This window comes from Butyrivibrio sp. MC2013, assembly GCF_000424585.1.
Classification (GTDB): domain Bacteria; phylum Bacillota; class Clostridia; order Lachnospirales; family Lachnospiraceae; genus Butyrivibrio.
Genome location: NZ_AUKE01000007.1, coordinates 118368 through 137208, shown reverse-complemented (window position 1 = coordinate 137208; position 18841 = coordinate 118368). Strand labels below are relative to the sequence as shown.

Sequence of the window (18841 nt, the reverse complement as noted above, 5' to 3'; positions counted from 1 at the left end):
GGGACTTTCACTTTGCTCATCCTCTTTTTCTGTATTCTGCAGGTGTCCTGCCGGTATCTCTTTTGAACAGCTTGATAAAATGGCTGGTATTGGGTATGCCCACATCCATACCTATGGCATGTACTGAAATGTCGGTCTGCTCAAGGAGTGCTTTGGCCTTTTGGATACGCAGGTGATTTAAGTATTGCAGGGGAGATATGCTGTAATAGCTGCCAAACTCCCTGCACAGCCTGTATTTGCTGATATATAGTCTTCCTGCCAGCTCGTCCAGAGTCAGCTGACTCTTATATTCCATATCCAGGATCCTCTTCATCTCTCTGATATAGTCAGGGATTGGTGAATATGAACCGGTCTCTTTATGCTTATTGCACTCAAGATATGCATCTGTCAGAACTTCGGTCAAAAGCCTGGATTCCAGATATTCTATATCTTCTCCCTGCTGGGACAGGAGCTTTTGCAGATATGAGAGCTGTCCTGCAATATAATTCTCTTTAAAGGATATCCTGCTGATGCCGTCGCAGTAGAGAGTCATAGCGCTCCCTGTTATGAGGAAGAGATGAAAGAAGCAGGGTGTGGATCTGGTATCAAATCTAAAATCTATTCCCGGGCCCGCTATGATCATTTCTTTCTCGCTTATCTTAAAAGCGTCCAGTTCTTTGCCTTTGACAGAGGCATCTCCCTTTTCCATATATAAGAGAAGATAGTAAGGGCTGCCTGCATACTCAAAGGTGGTGGGTATGCCATAGGATATGGCGCCTCCAAAATGAGGATGGAGCAAAAGCTCTGTTCCGGCAGCTTTTACATTGGACAGAAATCTCTTGCTGTCCAGTATGTCCGAGAAGCCCATCCCTGTTTCAAAGAGCCTGTGCAGTCTGAATATTGAATTGAGTTCATTTAAAGCTTCCATTTTCCCAAATTACTCCTTATATCCCCTATTTTATACAAGAAAAAAGAAAATAACAAGTGATAGTTACCTAAATTAACTAATTTCAATTAGGTAAAAAGAGAATAAACATGTGATTTTGAGGTAAAAAATATGATTTACGCAAGAATGAGTTATAACTCGCAAGAATAATTGATGATTAAATAAGGCTAAAATATTATTCTATTTTTAACAAAGCAATTCGCTATATAAAAGGAGGTTACTTATGAAGATCAAAAAGTTACTGGCACTGTCAATGTCAGCAGTAATGATGTCAACTCTTGCAGCTTGCTCAGGCTCTGCAGATGAAGCCGATAAGGCACCTGCAAAAGAAGAGGCCGCAGTAGAAACTGATGGCCAGGAGGCAGCAGGAAGTGAAGAGGCTTCTGAAACAGGACTTAAGTCCTATGCAGATATCGTGCTTGGGGAGGACTTCACAGATCTGCAGGCCGAGATTTCTTTCTTTAACAACAGGACAGACCTTGATTCCGAGGACTACGGCGGAGTGAGATGGGTTGAGTACATGGAAGAATTTAACAAGACCTATCCCGGCATCAAAGTAAATGTCATCACTGACACCAACTATGCAGAGGATGCCAAGACTCATCTTCAGTCCGGTGATTACGAGACTGTTATGATGATCCCTTCCATTGATAAGAGCGATCTGTCATCCTATTTTGAATCCTTTGGAAGCCTGGATGTGATGAACACTCAGATCAACTATGCAGATCACTGGGAATACAAGGGCGAGGTATACGGCGTTCCTTCTACAGCAACAGCTCAGGGTATCGTATACAACAAGAGAGTATTTGAAGAGGCAGGCGTTACAGAGCTTCCCAAGACTCCCGATGAATTCATCGCAGCTCTGAAAAAGATCAAAGAGTACAACAGCGATATCATTCCTCTTTATACCAACTATGCAGCAGGCTGGACAATGGGTTCATGGGATGATTATACCGGAGTATCCGCTACAGGCGATGCAGCATTCACTAACAACACCATTATCCACACCACTGATCCTTTCAAGAACTATGAAGATGGAACACATCCCTATGCAGTATACAAGATCCTCTATGATGCAGTAGCAGAGGGACTTACAGAGGAAGATTATTCCACAACTGACTGGGAAGGCTGCAAAGGCATGATCAACAGAGGCGAGATCGGCTGCATGGTACTGGGATCATGGGCTTATCCTCAGATGGAAGCTGCAGGCGAAAACGCAGCAGACATCGGCTATATGCCTTTCCCCATCAGCGTAGATGGCAAGCAGTATGCTCTTGCAGGACCTGACTACTGCTACGGCGTAAACGTAAACGCTCCTGAAAATGAGAAGCAGGCAGCTCTTGTATTTGTTAAGTGGATGACAGAAGAGTCAGGCTTTGCATACAACGAAGATGGACTTCCCATCAAGGCTGGCAGCACAGAGACCAAGCTTGCATTTGATAATGTAGAATTCATGCAGGAAACACCCGCTCTTGAAGGCGAAGAGGATCTACTCAACGAGCTCAACTCTGAGTCTGAGATGAACTTCAGAGCAGGCGGAGACAGAAGAGTACAGCTCATCATCGAGCACGCATCCATGGGTGATATGACCTTTGACGAGATCATGGATGACTGGAACCAGAAATGGACAGATGCACAGGACGTACTTGGCATCGAGAGAAACTGATCGGCAAATATCAGATGCCGATAATATGAAATTTAAAATTGAGCATACATTCTTGGATGCTTTATCCAAGAATGTATTATCAGCTTAACTAAGAAATAGGAGGAAATGTGGGATGAAAAAGTGGCTGAAAAGTAGAAAGGGACAACAGACTGTGATCATAGTCAGCTTCGCGGTCATCCCATTATTTCTTCTTGTTTTATTCACCTATCTTCCCTTTGTTCAAATGGTGGAGTTCAGCTTTTTCAAAATGAAATATCTGACTCCACCGGACAAAAGAGTATTTGTCGGTTTTAAGAATTACATAGATGTACTTACAAGAGACGACTGCTTTAAGGCACTTAAGCTCAGTATCTATTACTGTATCGGTGCTCTTGTGCAGCTGGCCCTTGCACTCTTTCTGGCAACGATCCTGAGCTTTAAGGTAAAGGGCGGCAATATCTTTAAGGGTATGATGTTCTTCCCTTATCTTATAAGTGGAATTGCCATTGGATTTATCTTTAAATTCTTCTATACAAGAGGATTTGTTCTGGATTCTGTCCTGCAGCTATTTGGTTTTGACGCAGAACAGCTTCCCTATTGGCTTAAAGACCAGAAGGTAAATAACTGGTCACTTGTGGCAACCAGTATCTGGCGTTATTTCGGTCAGAACATGGTCCTGTTCATAGGTGCGATCATGTCAGTGGATAATGAACTCTACGAAGCAGCATCCCTTGACGGTGCCAATAAGTTTCAGCAGTTCTTCCACATAATACTGCCCAGTATCAAGACGATCGTAACCTTAAATGTGATTCTTTCGATCACAGGCTCCCTCAGCGCCTTTGAACCACCCTACGTAATAACCGGGGGAGCTAACGGAACGGGAACATATTTCGTCATCATGAACGAGATAGCCCATGTAACACAGAAGGTCGGACTGGCCAGCGCTATGGCAGTGATACTTCTTCTGATAATATTCGCTTGCACCATTCTTCAGAAACTGTTCTTCAAGTACATATTCAGGTCATCTGAAGATTAAGAGTTAGGAGATCAATATGAAACAAAATATGAGAAAAATATCCTCTGTATTTCTAAATGCCATTAAATATATCATCCTGATCTTCTTTTCTCTGGTTGCAGTAGTTCCTGTTGTGTCATGTGTATTTACAGCCTTCAAGACTTCAGAAGAATATCAGACTACAAGTGTTATGGCTATGCCGGGTAACTGGCTTAACTTCGATAATTTCATCAAAGCATTTCAAACTGCAAATATGGGACAGGCCTTTGTGAATTCGCTTGCTGTAATGCTTTGTGTTTTGGCAGTGTCGGTGCTGGTAGGTACCCAGCTGGCATATATCCTCAACAGATTTTCCTTCCCGGGTAACGGACTGATCAGAAATCTTTTTCTGTTTGCATCACTCCTTCCTTCAATAGCTATGCAGGTAACCGTATATAAGATCATGTCGGTCCTGGGACTGGTAAATCACCTTTATGGATACATCATAATGATGTGCGGCACTGATGTAATATCTATCTATATATTCATCCAGTTTATGGAGAATATATCGGTATCCCTGGATGAGTCGGCGATCATAGACGGGGCATCATATTTTCAGATCTATTGGAAGATCATCCTGCCCCTTCTACGCCCGGCCATTGTTACTGCCTGCATCCTTAAGGGAGTGGCAGTCTACAACGAATATTACTGCGCAAATCTCTATCTCATGGACAAGTCCATACGTACCATGTCTACATCCCTGTATACCTTTGTGGGACCCATGGGAAGTCAGTACAATCTGATCTGCGCAGGTGTTCTTATATCTCTTCTTCCTGCACTTATAGTTTTTATCATCTGTCAGAGACAGATATACAGCGGTATTACTGCCGGAGCTGTCAAGGGATGATAAAAAGAGATAGTGATCATTGTCTTGGAATATAAACGCGATCAGTGATGGAGAGTGGCCAAATGAATGAGCAGCAGACTAATATGAGATCAGAAATAGAAAAAGAATTAAAAGAGCATATAATTCCCTTCTGGCTTTCTATGAAGGATGACGAGAAGGGCGGATACTACGGACTTTTGGATTATGATCTAAGTCTGGATAAGAAGGCTCCAAAGGGCTGCATATTAAACAGCCGTATCCTCTGGTTCTTTTCAGGGGCATATCTGAAGCTGGGTGATAAAGAGCTCTTAAAGGCAGCAAATCATGCATATGATTTTATGATGCGCTATTGCATGGACGGAGAAAAGGGCGGCATATACTGGTCTATGACCTATGACGGCAAGGTGCTGGATGATACCAAGCATACATATAATCAGGCCTTTGCCATATATGCCCTTTCCAAATATTATCTGGCATCAGCTAACAGGCAGGCCCTTGATAAGGCTCTTGAACTCTTTGATCTCATAGAAGAGAAGATGAGAGATGAAGAGGGATATCTTGAAGCCTTTAACAGGGATTTTACACCCTCTAGTAATGAGAAACTCTCAGAAAACGGTGTGATTGCAGAGAGGACCATGAATACAGCGCTCCATGTGCTTGAAGCTTATACAGGATTATATGAAGCACTGGTAAAAAACGATGCGTCTGATGCTGATAAAGAATGTATCAGTGAAGATATGAATAATCTGCAGGACAAGAATCTGGAAAGAGTCAAAAAAAGGCTCACAGATATCCTGATCCTGGTAAGGCGAAGGATATATAATCCTCTTCTTAAACGCCAGGAGGTCTTCTTTGACAAGGACTATAACACACTTATAGATCTTCACAGCTATGGCCATGATATTGAATCTTCATGGCTGATAGACAGAGCTGTAGAGGATCTTGGAGAGTCTGCATTTCCTGATGGTGAGTATGAGAAGATCAGGGACATGACCTTAGAGATGGCAGAGTGTGTGATTGACAAGGCCTATAACGGACAGAGCTTTTCTAATGAATGTGAAAAGGGAAAGGTTGATGATACCTGCATATGGTGGGTACAGGCTGAGGCTGTTGTGGGTTTTGCAAACGCTTATAGAAAGACCGGTGAGGAGAAATTTCTAAAGGCTGCTGAGAATATCTGGGCTTTTACCAAAGAATACATGATTGATAAAAGGCAGGGCTCTGAGTGGTATTGGGAGACAAGGGCTGATGGAAGTCCTATAAGAAGAGAGATAGTAGAGCCTTGGAAATGTCCTTACCACAACGGAAGAATGTGTTTTGAAATAATGGATATGATGAGGGAGAGAGACTAATGATACACGAAAAGTATTATAACGAATTGAAGAAGCAGAATGAGCTTCTGGAAAGAAAAAATGTAAAATCAGATTTCTATAACGGTATATTCGACAGATATGAGTATCCTGTACTTACAAGGGATCATACTCCCCTGACCTGGAGATATGATCTGAACAAGGATACCAACCCCTTCTTCATGGAGAGACTGGGTATCAATGCTGTAATGAATTCCGGTGCTATTTATCTGAATGGCAAATACTATCTGGTAGCCAGAGTAGAAGGTAATGACAGAAAGTCCTTTTTTGCAGTGGCTGAGAGTGATAACGGTATAGACGGCTTCAGGTTCCATGATTATCCCATCCTGCTGGAGGATACCTGCAAGGAAGAGACCAATGTATATGACATGAGACTGACCAAGCACGAGGATGGATATATCTACGGAGTATTCTGCTCTGAGAGCAAGGATACATCTGTCAGCGATCTGTCTGCAGCAGTAGCAGCTGCCGGTATTGTCAGGACCAAGGATATGAAGACCTGGGAGAGACTGCCCAATCTTGTGACTCTTCATTCTCCTCAGCAGAGAAATGTGGTACTGCATCCTGAATTTGTAGATGGCAAATATGCTTTCTATACAAGACCTATGGATGACTTTATTGAGACAGGAAACGGTAGCGGTATCGGCTTTGGACTGTGTGATGATATCTGCCAGGCTGTGATAGATGAAGAGAAGATGACCAGCCTTAGAAAATATCATACCATCACTGAAGCCAAGAACGGAGCAGGCGCTGTTCCTATCAAGACAAACAGGGGCTGGATCCACATCGCTCACGGCGTTAGAAATACAGCAGCCGGCCTTAGATATGTACTCTATGCATTTGCTACAGATCTTAAGGATCCTTCCAAGGTCATTGCCGAGCCTTCAGGACTCCTCATTGGACCCAGAGGAAGCGAGCGCGTAGGTGATGTATCCAACGTGGTATTTACTAATGGCGCTATCGTTAACGAAAAAGGTGAAGTATATATCTACTATGCTTCATCTGATACCAGACTCCATGTGGCAACTACTACCATGGACAAGCTGATAGACTATGTATTCTCTACAGAGGAGGATCCCGGAAGATCAGTCCTTTGCGTATCTCAGAGATGCGACCTGATCAGCAGGAATCTGGAGCTGCTTAAAGAATCGAACTGATAAATAGCAAAGTAAATGAGAATTACTGATCATTCTTTAGAATATGAAAAACAGTTTTAAAGTTTGATCAGTAATTATATCGGAAAGGATAAATATGAAATATCAGATATATGGACCGGAGACAAAAAATGTTCCCTGGCAGGATAAGCCGGAAAACCTTGTAGGAGCTCCTGTGTGGAGATACTCCGCAAATCCCGTTATAGGCAGAAATCCTGTAGAAGGTGTGGCAAGGATATTTAACAGTGCTGTAATGCCTTATGGTGATGGCTTTATCGGCGTATTCCGCGGAGAGCAGACAAATGGCATCCCTGCAATTTATCTTGGTAGAAGTGATGATGGCATAAACTGGAATATAGACAAAGATAAGATCAGGTTCACCGATGCAGAGGGCAAACTTTTCATGCCTGAGTATGCTTATGATCCCAGACTGGTAAAGGTAGAGGATGATTATTATATCATCTGGTGTCAGGATTTCTACGGCGCATCCATTGGTATAGCAAAGACAAGGGATTATAAGAGCTTTGTCAGGATCGAGAATCCTTTTATTCCCTTCAATAGAAATGCTGTGCTCTTCCCCAGAAAGATCAATGGCAAGTACATGCTCCTGTCCAGGCCTTCCGATAGCGGACATACACCCTTTGGAGACATCTTCCTTAGCGAAAGTCCTGATATGACCTATTGGGGCAAGCACCGTCATGTGATGTCACCCAATGGTAACTGGTGGGAATCTCTTAAGATCGGAAGCGGCGCTACACCTATTGAAACATCTGAAGGCTGGCTCCTTTTCTATCACGGTGTAACAGGTACCTGCAACGGCTTTGTATATTCTATAGGCGGTGCGATCCTGGATATTGATAATCCTTCTATCGTGAAATACAGATGCGAGACCTTCCTTATGACTCCTCAGGAGTGGTATGAAGAGAGAGGCTTTGTGCCCAATGTATGCTTCCCCTGCGCTACTGTTCAGAACAGTGAAAACGGCAAGATCGCTATCTATTACGGAGCTGCTGACAGCTACGTGGGTCTGGCCTTTGGATATGTGGATGAGATCATAGATTATATCAAGGATCATTCAGTTGTAAATGATAATGATACTGAGATAGGCATGAGATAAGAGGTTGACAATGGAAAATATTAAAATCCCGGAAATTAAGTATTCTAAAAGTCCTGTACTGGAGCCCAAGCCCGGCTGCGACTGGGCTGATACCATGGTCCTCAATCCCGCTCTTGTGCTGGATGAAGACGGACACACTATTCATATGCTCTTTAGATCAACAGGTCCCTGGCCCTCCAAGAATCTGAAGGGTAAGTCTGATCCGTATCCCATATTCCTGGGATATGCAAAGAGTACAGACGGCGGTGAAAGCTTTGAACCTGATTTTAGCCGTCCTGCCCTTGCTCCTCGTCTTGCCTATGAAGAAGAGGATATGTATATCGAGAACATATATGGAGAGCGCGTACTTAATTATGCCAACGGCTGCATAGAGGATCCCAGACTCTTTTATCTGGCAGGAGAGCTCTATCTCACAGTAGCCTGCAGGCTCTTTCCCCCGGGAGCATACTGGGAAGGAGATAAGAGAAGAGACAATCTTCCTGATTGGGCTGAAGATGAGAATAATATGATCGGTTGCCTTGCTAACAGGAATGATACAGTTACTGTTCTCTTCAAGGTGGATCTGACTGCCCTTAAAGAGCAGAGATATGATGATGCCTTTGCATATGTAGGACCTCTCACTGATGGTAATAAGAGTGATAACAGGGACGTATTCTTCTTCCCAAAGAAGATGAAGATAGATGGCAAAGAGCAGCTTGTCATGCTTCACAGACCTGAGAAATCCTACAATTTCACAGGCGGTGAGGGCGTAATGACTCCTGCTATATTTATGGCTTGTGCTGATAATTTTGCTGACTTTATGACTGATAAGGCACGCCATACTCTCCTGGCAAAGAGTGAGTTTGATTGGGAAGAGGAGAGAGTAGGCGCAAGCTTCCCCCCCATCGATCTGGGTAATGGTGAGTGGCTCATATCCTATCATGGCAAACAGCTGCCTGACTATGGCTATACTCAGTCCTTTATGATCCTGGAGGAAAAGGAAGATGATTTTCCTGTAATAAAGCATAGGATGAGCGAGAGACTGATCTATGCAAGGCAGAAATGGGAGCTTCCTGATAAATTCCCCTGCCCCTGCATCTTCACAACCGGCGCTGTTATCAAGGGCGGCGAGCTGATCATGGGCTATGGCGCAGCAGATCAGAAGATCGGTATTGCAAGGACAGATCTTGCTGAGCTGGTAAGCTATGTGAGATTATTTGATGCCGATGGAAATAAGACTAATTAGAAATTCTAAATAGAAGCAAAAAGGAAGACTCATGAAAAAAGAACTGATCAGATTAAGGGCAGAGGTCAAGCATACCATATGGGGCGGAGACAGACTCTCAAAGGAATTCGCCTGCGGCGAAAACGGAAGTGACATAGGTGAACTCTGGTCTGTATCTGCTCATCCTGGTGGCGATTGTAAGGTGATGGGTGGAAGCTATGACGGATTCACACTATCACGCCTCTGGGAGGAAGTGCCACAGCTGTTTGGCAGCGGTGACAATGGAGACAGATTTCCTCTCCTGGTCAAGATCATAGATGCCAGGGATAAGCTTAGTATCCAGGTCCATCCTGATGATGAATATGCAAGGGTCCATGAGAACGGATCCCTGGGTAAGACTGAATGCTGGTATATCCTGGATTGCGAAGAAGGTGCCGAGCTGGTACTGGGGCACAATGCCGGGGACAAAGAGGAACTGTCCGATATGATCGATAAGGGAGAATGGGATAAGCTCCTTAGAAAAGTAAAGGTCAAAAAAGGCGATTTCCTCCAGATTGATCCCGGTACCGTACATGCTATAGGAAGCGGCATCCTCATACTGGAGACTCAGCAGAGCAGCGATATCACATACAGGGTATATGATTATGACAGGTTATCAGGCGGCGTCAAAAGGCCTCTTCATATCGCAGAGAGTAAGGCTGTCATAACAGCGCCTGCAGCTCCTCTGGATAACTGCTATATAGCTGCAGAAGCCCAGGAGCACGAGATAAACAAGCAGCTGACTCTATACAGCGGCAAATACTATAGCGTATATAAGATAAACGTGGATGGCGAAGCTGTGCTGGAGGATGAAGAGAGCTATCTTAATGTCACTGTGGTAGACGGTGAGGGAGAGATAGATGGAGAAAAGGTCAGAAAAGGTGACAGTCTGATAATCCCATGCGGCTACGGCAGAGCCTTGTTAAAAGGAAAAATGATGATAATAGCTTCTAAAGCTAACTGATGATAATATCTGTTCTCTTTTGGGAGGAGTTTGATGGATTACAAAGTAGAATATGCAAGTTGGTGTAAGCAGGATCTGGAAGATAAGGATCTGGAAAAAGAGCTCTTAGAAATTAAGGATGATGAAAAGAAAATAGAAGATGCCTTTTATAAGGAGCTGTCCTTTGGTACAGGTGGTCTTAGGGGCATTATCGGCGCAGGCTGCGGCCGTATGAACATATATACCGTTGCAAAGGCAAGCCAGGGATTGGCGGATTATGTAATAAAGCATTTTGCGGCTCCTGACCGTTCTATTGCTATTTCCTATGATTCCAGGATAAAGTCAGACCTTTTTGCAAAGGTGAGCGCAGGAGTATTTGCTGCTAACGGTATCCATGCATATATATATCCTGAGCTTATGCCTACTCCATGCCTGTCGTTTGCTGTAAGAGACCTTCATACAGCGGCAGGTATCATGGTGACAGCATCTCACAATCCTGCGGCTTATAACGGCTACAAGGTATATGGAGCTGATGGATGTCAGATCACTCAGGAAGCTGCCGGCGAGATACAGGCAGCTATCGGTGAAGTGGATATCTGGCAGGGAGTTAAGAGAATATCATTTGAAGAAGGTCTTTCAAAGGGCCTGATATCCTATATCCCTGATGAAGTTTATGACAGATTTACAGAAGAGGTCAAAAAGCTCTCTCTCTTATCTGCTGTAGCTGATGATGATCCTGATATCTCTAAAGTGGATAAAAATATTCCAATAGTATATACTCCTTTGAATGGAACAGGTTTAAAGCCTGTGCTTAGAGCTCTGAAGGAGCTGGGTTATGAGAATATCACTCTGGTAGAAGAGCAGGCAAAGCCTGATGGTAATTTCCCTACATGTCCTTATCCCAATCCTGAGATCAAGGAAGCTATGGCTCGTGGTATGGAGACAGCGAGAAAGACAGGCGCAGAGCTCCTTCTGGCCACAGATCCTGATTGCGACAGAGTAGGCATAGCAGTACGAGATGGAGACGATTACAGACTGCTCTCCGGTAATGAGACAGGGTGCCTGCTACTGGACTATGTATGCGAGCTTAGAAAAAAGAAAGGCAGCATGCCTGCCAGTCCTGTAATGGTCAAGACAATAGTGACCAGCGAACTGGGTGAGAGCATAGCAGACAGCTACGGCGTAAAGACTATCAATGTCCTGACAGGCTTTAAATATATTGGTGAGCAGATAGAGCTGCTGGCAGAAGCCGGAAGAGCCTCTGATTATATCTTTGGCTTTGAAGAGAGCTACGGATACCTTACAGGCGATCATGTAAGAGACAAGGATGCGGTAAACGGCGCTCTGATGATCTGTGATATGTTCGCATATTACAAGGCTCAGGGCATATCTCTGACAGAAAAGCTTGATGAGATCCACAGACGCTTTGGTTACTGCCTGGACAGGCTCTACAGCTATGAATTCAAGGGCGCGACAGGTGAGAAGGTCATGAAGGATATCATGGCTGCGTTCAGGAATATATCTGAAGACTTCATGGGCTACAAGGTGTCCAGAGTAAATGACTACCTAAAGGGCGTGGACGGCCTACCTCTGTCCGACGTACTGAAGTTCTACCTGGAAGGTGGTATGTCAGTTGTAGTAAGGCCCTCCGGTACAGAGCCCAAGCTCAAGATATATTTATCTGTTAAAGGAAATGATGAAGCTGACGCTGAAGCTAAAGAGCATAAGCTGGCAGATGTGATAGACGGACTGATCTCTAAATTCAATAATTAAGATCTAATTATTATAATTCCCCTGGCATAAGCTAATATGTACCCGGAATCCGGACATATCAGGTTGCGCCGGGGGTTTTTGTGTTGTATTTGCTTGATTCATGTTCTCACGAAACACGCAGCAAATGCGTGTTTCTGAATGGTCATCTAATAATACATACATTCTTGGATTATTAGTCAAAGAATGTATAATGAGTATACAGCAAAGGGCGCCATCTGAATTGCTAGTAGTTCGTGTGATCATAAATATAGTAAGACCGGCCCCGAAAATGCATTACCTTTGGAGGACGTGATGACATCAAACAGTGCGGAATGGATAAGGACAAGAAATGAACTGGTAAAAGCCATAAGGGAACTGGGATTCCCGGATGAACTTGGCATGGAAGTAGCCAGGAATCTGGGCAGTCCCAAAGCGATGAACAGGATGATGGGATATCTATATAATGTGAGACCTTCATCAGCAGAGCTCATTGTGGATGAGATGCTGGCAATCTGCAGTGAGATTGAGGCATGGAGAGACAAGAAGGAAAGCGAAGAAGCAAATGCCAGATACAATGAGATACTAAATTATGGTCTGGGCACAGCTGAAGATGACGAATACTAAAGGAGCCGGGTTAAACTCGCAAACGCTTCGCTTTTTGCTCGTTATAAAATCACTGCTGACGCAGTTCTACGGGTACGGGGCTTATAACCCCGCACCCGTAATCAAGATATTCCCACCACCTAAAGGTGGTGGGTTATCTTGATTATTTTATATATTGCCTAAAAGCTTGATAAATAAACACAGGCGTTTTGAATATATTTACTGTGTTGACTTATGGTAATATTAGTGTACAATAAGTAAACGTGACATTTTGAGGGAGAAGACTTAAAGCGGCATTATTGCAGTATTATTAAGCACAAATAGTAATGAGAATTAAATCTATATTTATTATCGGTATTATTATTATTTCTATATTCGCATCCTCTTGCGGGCTTGGTAAGAAGGATGCTCTCATATCAAGTGCAGAGATTCCAAGCAGCGAATTTGAACAAAAAGAATTTATAATCGAAGGCGATCAAGAAATATCTTCATCAGCTAGATTGACTGGTATAGGTGACAAGATATACTTGACAGATATTGTTCGAAAAGATATACCGGAAACAGCGAGTGCAGATGATTTTCTATTTGCCTATGAAGTTTTGTCTTTTGACGCTGATGGCAAGATTCTTTCGGAAAATTATATCCCCCTTTCAGATACATTAAGCATGTCAGATGGAGTGGCTGCTTGTTATACAGAAAATGATTGTCATGGCCTTATAGACAGTGAATCAAATCTTTATCTTGCAGGTAGGGTATTGCCAGACGATACAGACAATCATCTGATCAAATATAATGAGTACGGTGAAAAAGAGTGGGAAGTGGATTTTGAATCAGATTATATTTATGATGCGTATATCGTTTCTGATGACTGCATTGCTGTTTGTTTTGAAAAGTCATTAACACTCTTTTCGACACATGACGGTTCGGAAATATACAGATATAGCCCAGAGGGCGGTGACATTTGCAGTATCATTCTTGTGGGAAACGGACTGATATATGTTCATTTATCATCAGAAGATGCTGATAAGGTGGAGGTTATCTCGGAGGAAGGAAGAATTGGAACTAATAAAGTTTCTTTTCTAAATGGTTATGACACATATAATTATTTTCCTGCTTTAAGTGGTCTTCTTCTTGTGACAAATGATAAAGGAATCTATGAATATAATGCAGAGACGGATGAGCTTAAGACTGTATGCATGTATATGGATTATGGGATTGTGCCTGAAGATGTTGTAAATGTGGCCCGCATTTCTGACGATAGTTATCTTTTGCTTATAGAATCCGGAGATTCTGTCACTTTATCTGAATTAAAAAAAGTAACAGATATAGATAATGATTCAAAAACAGAGCTGATATTGGGCTGCTGGCAGCCTGATCTGGATGTACAGCGTGAGGTGGCTGAATTTAACAAACAAAGCAGCGATTATAGGATAATCGTACGAGATTATTATGATTTGGAAGAAACTGATACTGATGCTGCTGCTCTATTATACAAAGATATATTAAATGGTAATGCTCCGGATATCATGCTTTTACAGGATTCCTCAAAGGTGGAATGGCTTAAAAATCTTGGGATGATAGAAGCGTTAGATGTCTATATAAAGAATGATCCGGATTTTGATGTTGATGATTGTCCCTCAAATATCCAAAAGGCTTTTTACCCTACTGGAGATATATGGTCCATCGTACCTGCATATAAGTTTAATACTGTTGTTGTAAGGCCTGGTTCTATCAGAGATTGGACAAAGTGGTGCTTTGATGGAATTGAAGATATTGCAGAGGAAAGCGGTATCCCTGTCAAAACTTTTTTTGGAGATAATAGTTCTACGGATTTTATAGCTGATGTATTTGGATTTGAAGGAGCTGCTTTTTGCAATGATAAAAGCGGCAAATGCGACTTCGATCATGAAAACTTTAGGCGGATTCTGGAATTGAGTAATAAGATGAAGAAGGAAGATGATCCATCTATAGAATCTGATGAATCTATATCCTTGTACCAGTCAGGACGGGCCTTAGCTAAAGTTGTATCTTTATCTTGCCTTCAGGATTATTTGAATGAGGTACGAGGAGACTTTGGTACAGATGTTGATGTCGCCGGCTTTCCTGGTGAAGAGGGAGGCATTAGTTGCCTGGAACCTGTTTCTGAGCTGTGTATCTATTCTGAAGCCAAAGATAAAAAAGGCTGCTGGGAATTTGTATCCTCTTTTCTAAAATCAGATTATCAGGACTCGATAAAGTGCGGATTTCCGGTGCGCTCATCTTCTATAGAAAAACATTTTGATGAGTATATGTATAAAGAAGATAGTAAATTTGAGGCATATCCTGATGGTGATGAGATCCAGGTAGATGGTTTATCAGAAGCTGAAAGAGAAATGCTCCTTACTGCTCTCAGATCAGCAGATAAGATTGGAACTACTGATCCGTATATATATAATATCATCTACGAAGAGGCTCAGTCATACTGGGCAGGACAAAAAAGTGCTGCAGATGTATGTGATATTATACAGAATCGTGTCGAGTTGTACTTAAAGGAACGTTCACAATAAAAGAGATTTATAAAGAGGATTGTAATTGCTGAAATAGCGCTGTTTCAGTTATGCAATAAAAATCAAAAGGAGGATAGAAAAATGAAGAAAAGATTAAAAAGTTTATGTATGGCGTTATTATGCTCTATCACAATAAGTCTGTTTTGTGCTCCCGTTGCGAATGTAGCAAGTGCCATTACCTTAAAACAATCGTGGCAGAATGGAGCTAAATGGACATCAAAACATCATGCTATTCTCAGGGCGACAACTTATAAGAAGACGGCCTATTCTCAAACAAGAGGATATAAAAATAAAAAAAAGCGGCATTGGGTTAAGGCTCAAATGGGAAAAAAGGATGAGGGTATTTTTGTTCAGTCAAATAAGGTATATGGTAATGGGGATATTACCGCAACAGTATCGTATGAGTTACTCTTGATGGATGAACTTGCTCATACAAGTAAGGATTATAAAGCGTACCAAAAGTACTTCCCTACTTGCCATAACAGTTACGGATGGTAAAATTACATTTGTAGCGTTGGCAAGATAATGATTTATGCACAGTGCTTTTGTTATATTAGAAATCTATATTTGTATAAAACCGCATGCTTAATGGCATGCGGTTTTTATGGAAGATAGTATTTGCAGAGACTAATGTGTAATTGTATGAGCATCCACAAGAATCATTAACTGTTATATGAAATAACAGTATATTAATTACATAAGGAATTAGATATGACATTGTTTGGAAAGATAAAAAGCATTGAAATAATACTTGTAGTTGTATTATGGGCTTCGATTTTTTCTGCTATCGTTATGAGCGAGCATTTGGATGAAGTTAACTTTCTCAGTAAGATATGTAGAGCGAGTTTTGGAGTGTCATACAACGAATTATATTTAGAAAAATCTGATGGCTTACAAGAGCTGATGAATTACATTGATCGTATGGATGAACGCTTATCAATTACCGCAGATGATGGCAACGAACGAGCGATTTATTTTACAGGGCGATATGTTGATATTCCAATGAAGGAAGGACGTTTTTTTACTAAGGCTGACTTTGACAACAAATATGACGCAGTTGTTATAGGAAAATCACTCGAGGAGAATTCATATATAAAGAGTGATGGGTATAGATACATTATGATATCAAATTTAGAATATCGCGTCATTGGTATTATAGGTATTGAGATAACTACACCAATCGATGGGTACATTTTTCGGAATTTGAAATGTGTTGAATTGGGTGATAACCAAATATACACTTTGGATTACATTGACTCTGATGAAGGCATAGAAATAACCAAAGATATAGTGCGATGCTTATCAAATAAAGGCATACATTCTAAATTGATAATACCAGATTCGGATTTTGAAAATACACTAATCTCTACAATAATAACTGCGAAATGGAATATATTATTGCTTATCTGCTGTGTTTTTGTGCTGCTGGCTTTTTTTGCAGAATGGGCTGATTCTTATAAAGAGGATATGTATATATTTCGGTTATCAGGTATAACAATTAATCGCATAATATCATTATTGCAAATGCGATATACATATGCAGTCATTATTGCAATGCTATTAATAATGCCTATATGCATTATGTACTTCAAATCACAGCTTTATAAAGCTATTGTTATTGGACTTGCGTTTGAATTATTATCTGTAATTCTTTTGCCAATAATAGTTCATAGGTTTTTAAATCTGGAGGATTATTCATATTGATAAGCAATTATTTCGCATTTTTCTTAAGGGTTATACATAATAACATTATTAAAGTAGCTGTGATTGTATTGATGATTTCGGCTAATATGTTTTTGTTTGTAAATTTAATAGATATTTCTATAAAGGCAAATAAAAGTGCTATACAATACAATAATAACTATGGAAAAACTCACTTTTATTGTTCTGGAGATGCCTTTGAGGGCGATGAATTCAATGAATATTGGAAAACGGACTCACGCAATTTATATGATAAACTAAAAACGTTCGAGACGCTTTTGAGAAATGATAGTCATTTTTCTTATGTTGAGGCTATCGAACAACCATTTGAGATAATAGGAATGGGAATTGATGATGTTTTTCTATATAATTACGAAACTGGATTCGGCAACGATTCTATCTACAAAATTGGAAAGGATTTGTGCTATTGTATAAAAGCTTTAGAAGTATCTTCTGAATTTTTTGAAGTATTTGATATTTGTATTTCAAAAGGAAGATCATTTGATAATTCTGATTATATAAGTAATGACAAAAACGTTATTCCTGTATTGTTGGGTAGCGATTATTCGGATTGTTTAAGTATAGGTGATTCTTTTGACGTTTATTATATGTGTGAAAAATACACGTGCAATGTAATAGGTTTCATTAAAGAAGATTCTTTTTTTTATGATAACTCAACTTCAAATATGATATCTTGTAATCGTTATATAATTGCTCCTGCACTTGATGTTGATGATAGAACGGATTTTTCAAGAGCCCTTATGGATCAGAAGTTAAATTGTTTGATTTGCTCGGATAGAAGCGCGGACGAAGTGAAAATAATATATGATTCATTATTGGCAAAAGCAGGACTTGATAATTCATACTATTTTTTTAATGATATACAATTTGAAAGATCGAATAATGTATTCAATACTTGTTCGTCTATGACAAAAGATGTTGCATTTCAAACTACTATGTGTTCTGCTTTGATTATTGTGCTTTCATGTCTTTCCATAGCAATGATGATCTGCACATTGATAAGAAATAATAGGGATTTTTTTGTGATTAATATATTATTTGGAGCGTCATTAAAAGATGTTGTTTTGATGATTGGACTCTTTGTTTTTATTATAGTATTTATTGCCGATGCAGTTGATTGCATGATTTTACACTCAATGAATAATAACCGTTTGTTAGTTACCTTACAAATAATGACATTATCAATTGGGGCTTTAATTGCTATTTTGTCTTGTTTTTTCTTTTCAAAGCAAGATGATTTCTTAAATATAGGGGAGGACATATGATGATAAAACTGAAAAATATTAGAGTGTCGTATGATAAGGAAGTTGGTGAATCTGAGGCACTCTGTGGTGTTAATCTTGAAATAGATAAAGGTGAGTTTTTAACCATAACAGGAAAGAGCGGATGTGGAAAAACGACCCTATTAAAGGTCCTATGTGCAATAAAAAAACCAGATTCAGGAGAGTACTTTTATAATGGGACTAATATCCTATCGCTGAAAGAAAAAGAATTGTGTCGGTTTCGAAACAAATCAATTGGTTTTATAGCTCAGCATTTTGCTTTGATTGACAAAATGACAGTGTATGATAATGTAGAGCTTCCGCTAAAATATAGGAGAATTAGGCATGCCGAGCGAAGAGAAAGGGTATTTGACGCATTAAAAGTTATTGGGATAGAACAAGCAGTTAATAAGTTTCCGCATCAATTATCTGGTGGAGAAAAACAAAGATGCGCAATTGCACGAGTTCTCGCGCAGGATGCTGATGTGATTTTGGCGGATGAACCTACAGGTTCATTGGATGAAAAAAACACCAGGAATATTGTAACTGTTATGAAAAGACTTAATAGCTCAGGAAGGACTATTGTTCTCGTTACCCATGATAAAGATGTTGCAATGGCTGGAACAAGGAATATCAACATGAGAGACGGAAGGATTATGATATAGTACTTTCTGTTTTT

At 40.8% G+C, this 18841-nt stretch carries 16 protein-coding genes; 15 read left to right on the top strand and 1 reads right to left on the bottom strand.

The window, feature by feature from the left end; all coding sequences use genetic code 11:
- Nucleotides 1-16 precede the first annotated feature (16 nt).
- Nucleotides 17-907: a helix-turn-helix transcriptional regulator gene (locus G636_RS19355; protein WP_051226547.1), complete on the bottom strand. Its 891-nt coding sequence runs from the start codon at nt 905-907 to the stop codon at nt 17-19.
- 241 nt (nt 908-1148) lie between these two features.
- On the opposite strand from G636_RS19355, the gene G636_RS0105195 reads away from it, so the two are divergent.
- The 15 genes from G636_RS0105195 (at nt 1149) to G636_RS0105125 (ending at nt 18827) form a co-directional block, all read left to right on the top strand.
- Complete coding sequence (locus tag G636_RS0105195; RefSeq protein ID WP_026507177.1) at nt 1149-2591, top strand: ABC transporter substrate-binding protein; 1443 nt, start codon at nt 1149-1151, stop codon at nt 2589-2591.
- Nucleotides 2592-2703: 112 nt separating this feature from the next.
- Nucleotides 2704-3606, top strand: a complete 903-nt coding sequence (locus G636_RS17395; RefSeq protein ID WP_035778880.1) for a carbohydrate ABC transporter permease — start codon at nt 2704-2706, stop codon at nt 3604-3606.
- Nucleotides 3607-3622: 16 nt separating this feature from the next.
- Complete coding sequence (locus tag G636_RS0105185) at nt 3623-4471, top strand: carbohydrate ABC transporter permease (protein WP_026507176.1); 849 nt, start codon at nt 3623-3625, stop codon at nt 4469-4471.
- A 62-nt stretch (nt 4472-4533) separates the two neighbouring features.
- Complete coding sequence (locus G636_RS0105180) at nt 4534-5802, top strand: AGE family epimerase/isomerase (RefSeq protein WP_026507175.1); 1269 nt, start codon at nt 4534-4536, stop codon at nt 5800-5802.
- Nucleotides 5802-6977 carry a glycoside hydrolase family 130 protein gene (locus G636_RS0105175; RefSeq protein ID WP_026507174.1) on the top strand — a complete coding sequence of 392 codons (1176 nt, stop codon included), beginning with the start codon at nt 5802-5804 and terminating at the stop codon, nt 6975-6977. Before G636_RS0105180 ends, G636_RS0105175 begins: the two co-directional genes overlap by 1 nt.
- Nucleotides 6978-7071: 94 nt before the next feature.
- A complete protein-coding gene (locus G636_RS0105170) occupies nt 7072-8091 on the top strand; it encodes a glycoside hydrolase family 130 protein (RefSeq protein WP_035778833.1) in 1020 nt (339 codons plus the stop codon).
- Between the two features lie 10 nt (nt 8092-8101).
- Entirely contained in the window at nt 8102-9316 is a 1215-nt protein-coding gene (locus tag G636_RS0105165) for a hypothetical protein (RefSeq protein WP_035778831.1), read from the top strand.
- A 31-nt stretch (nt 9317-9347) separates the two neighbouring features.
- Nucleotides 9348-10298: a type I phosphomannose isomerase catalytic subunit gene (locus tag G636_RS0105160; RefSeq protein ID WP_026507171.1), complete on the top strand. Its 951-nt coding sequence runs from the start codon at nt 9348-9350 to the stop codon at nt 10296-10298.
- Nucleotides 10299-10331: 33 nt separating this feature from the next.
- Nucleotides 10332-12050 (top strand): phospho-sugar mutase, encoded by a 1719-nt coding sequence (locus tag G636_RS0105155; protein ID WP_026507170.1) that lies wholly within the window; start codon nt 10332-10334, stop codon nt 12048-12050.
- Nucleotides 12051-12341: 291 nt separating this feature from the next.
- Nucleotides 12342-12653, top strand: coding sequence for a hypothetical protein (locus tag G636_RS0105150; RefSeq protein ID WP_026507169.1), 312 nt, complete (start codon nt 12342-12344; stop codon nt 12651-12653).
- A 305-nt stretch (nt 12654-12958) separates the two neighbouring features.
- A complete protein-coding gene (locus tag G636_RS0105145; RefSeq protein ID WP_026507168.1) occupies nt 12959-15178 on the top strand; it encodes a hypothetical protein in 2220 nt (739 codons plus the stop codon).
- Nucleotides 15179-15259: 81 nt separating this feature from the next.
- Nucleotides 15260-15676, top strand: coding sequence for a hypothetical protein (locus tag G636_RS0105140; RefSeq protein ID WP_026507167.1), 417 nt, complete (start codon nt 15260-15262; stop codon nt 15674-15676).
- Nucleotides 15677-15889: 213 nt separating this feature from the next.
- Nucleotides 15890-16882: an ABC transporter permease gene (locus G636_RS0105135; RefSeq protein ID WP_026507166.1), complete on the top strand. Its 993-nt coding sequence runs from the start codon at nt 15890-15892 to the stop codon at nt 16880-16882.
- The gene (locus G636_RS0105130) at nt 16879-18165 is read left to right on the top strand and encodes a hypothetical protein (protein WP_026507165.1); all 1287 of its coding nucleotides are present in this window, start codon (nt 16879-16881) and stop codon (nt 18163-18165) included. Before G636_RS0105135 ends, G636_RS0105130 begins: the two co-directional genes overlap by 4 nt.
- A complete protein-coding gene (locus tag G636_RS0105125; RefSeq protein WP_242826921.1) occupies nt 18162-18827 on the top strand; it encodes an ABC transporter ATP-binding protein in 666 nt (221 codons plus the stop codon). Before G636_RS0105130 ends, G636_RS0105125 begins: the two co-directional genes overlap by 4 nt.
- The last annotated feature ends 14 nt before the right edge of the window (nt 18828-18841 follow it).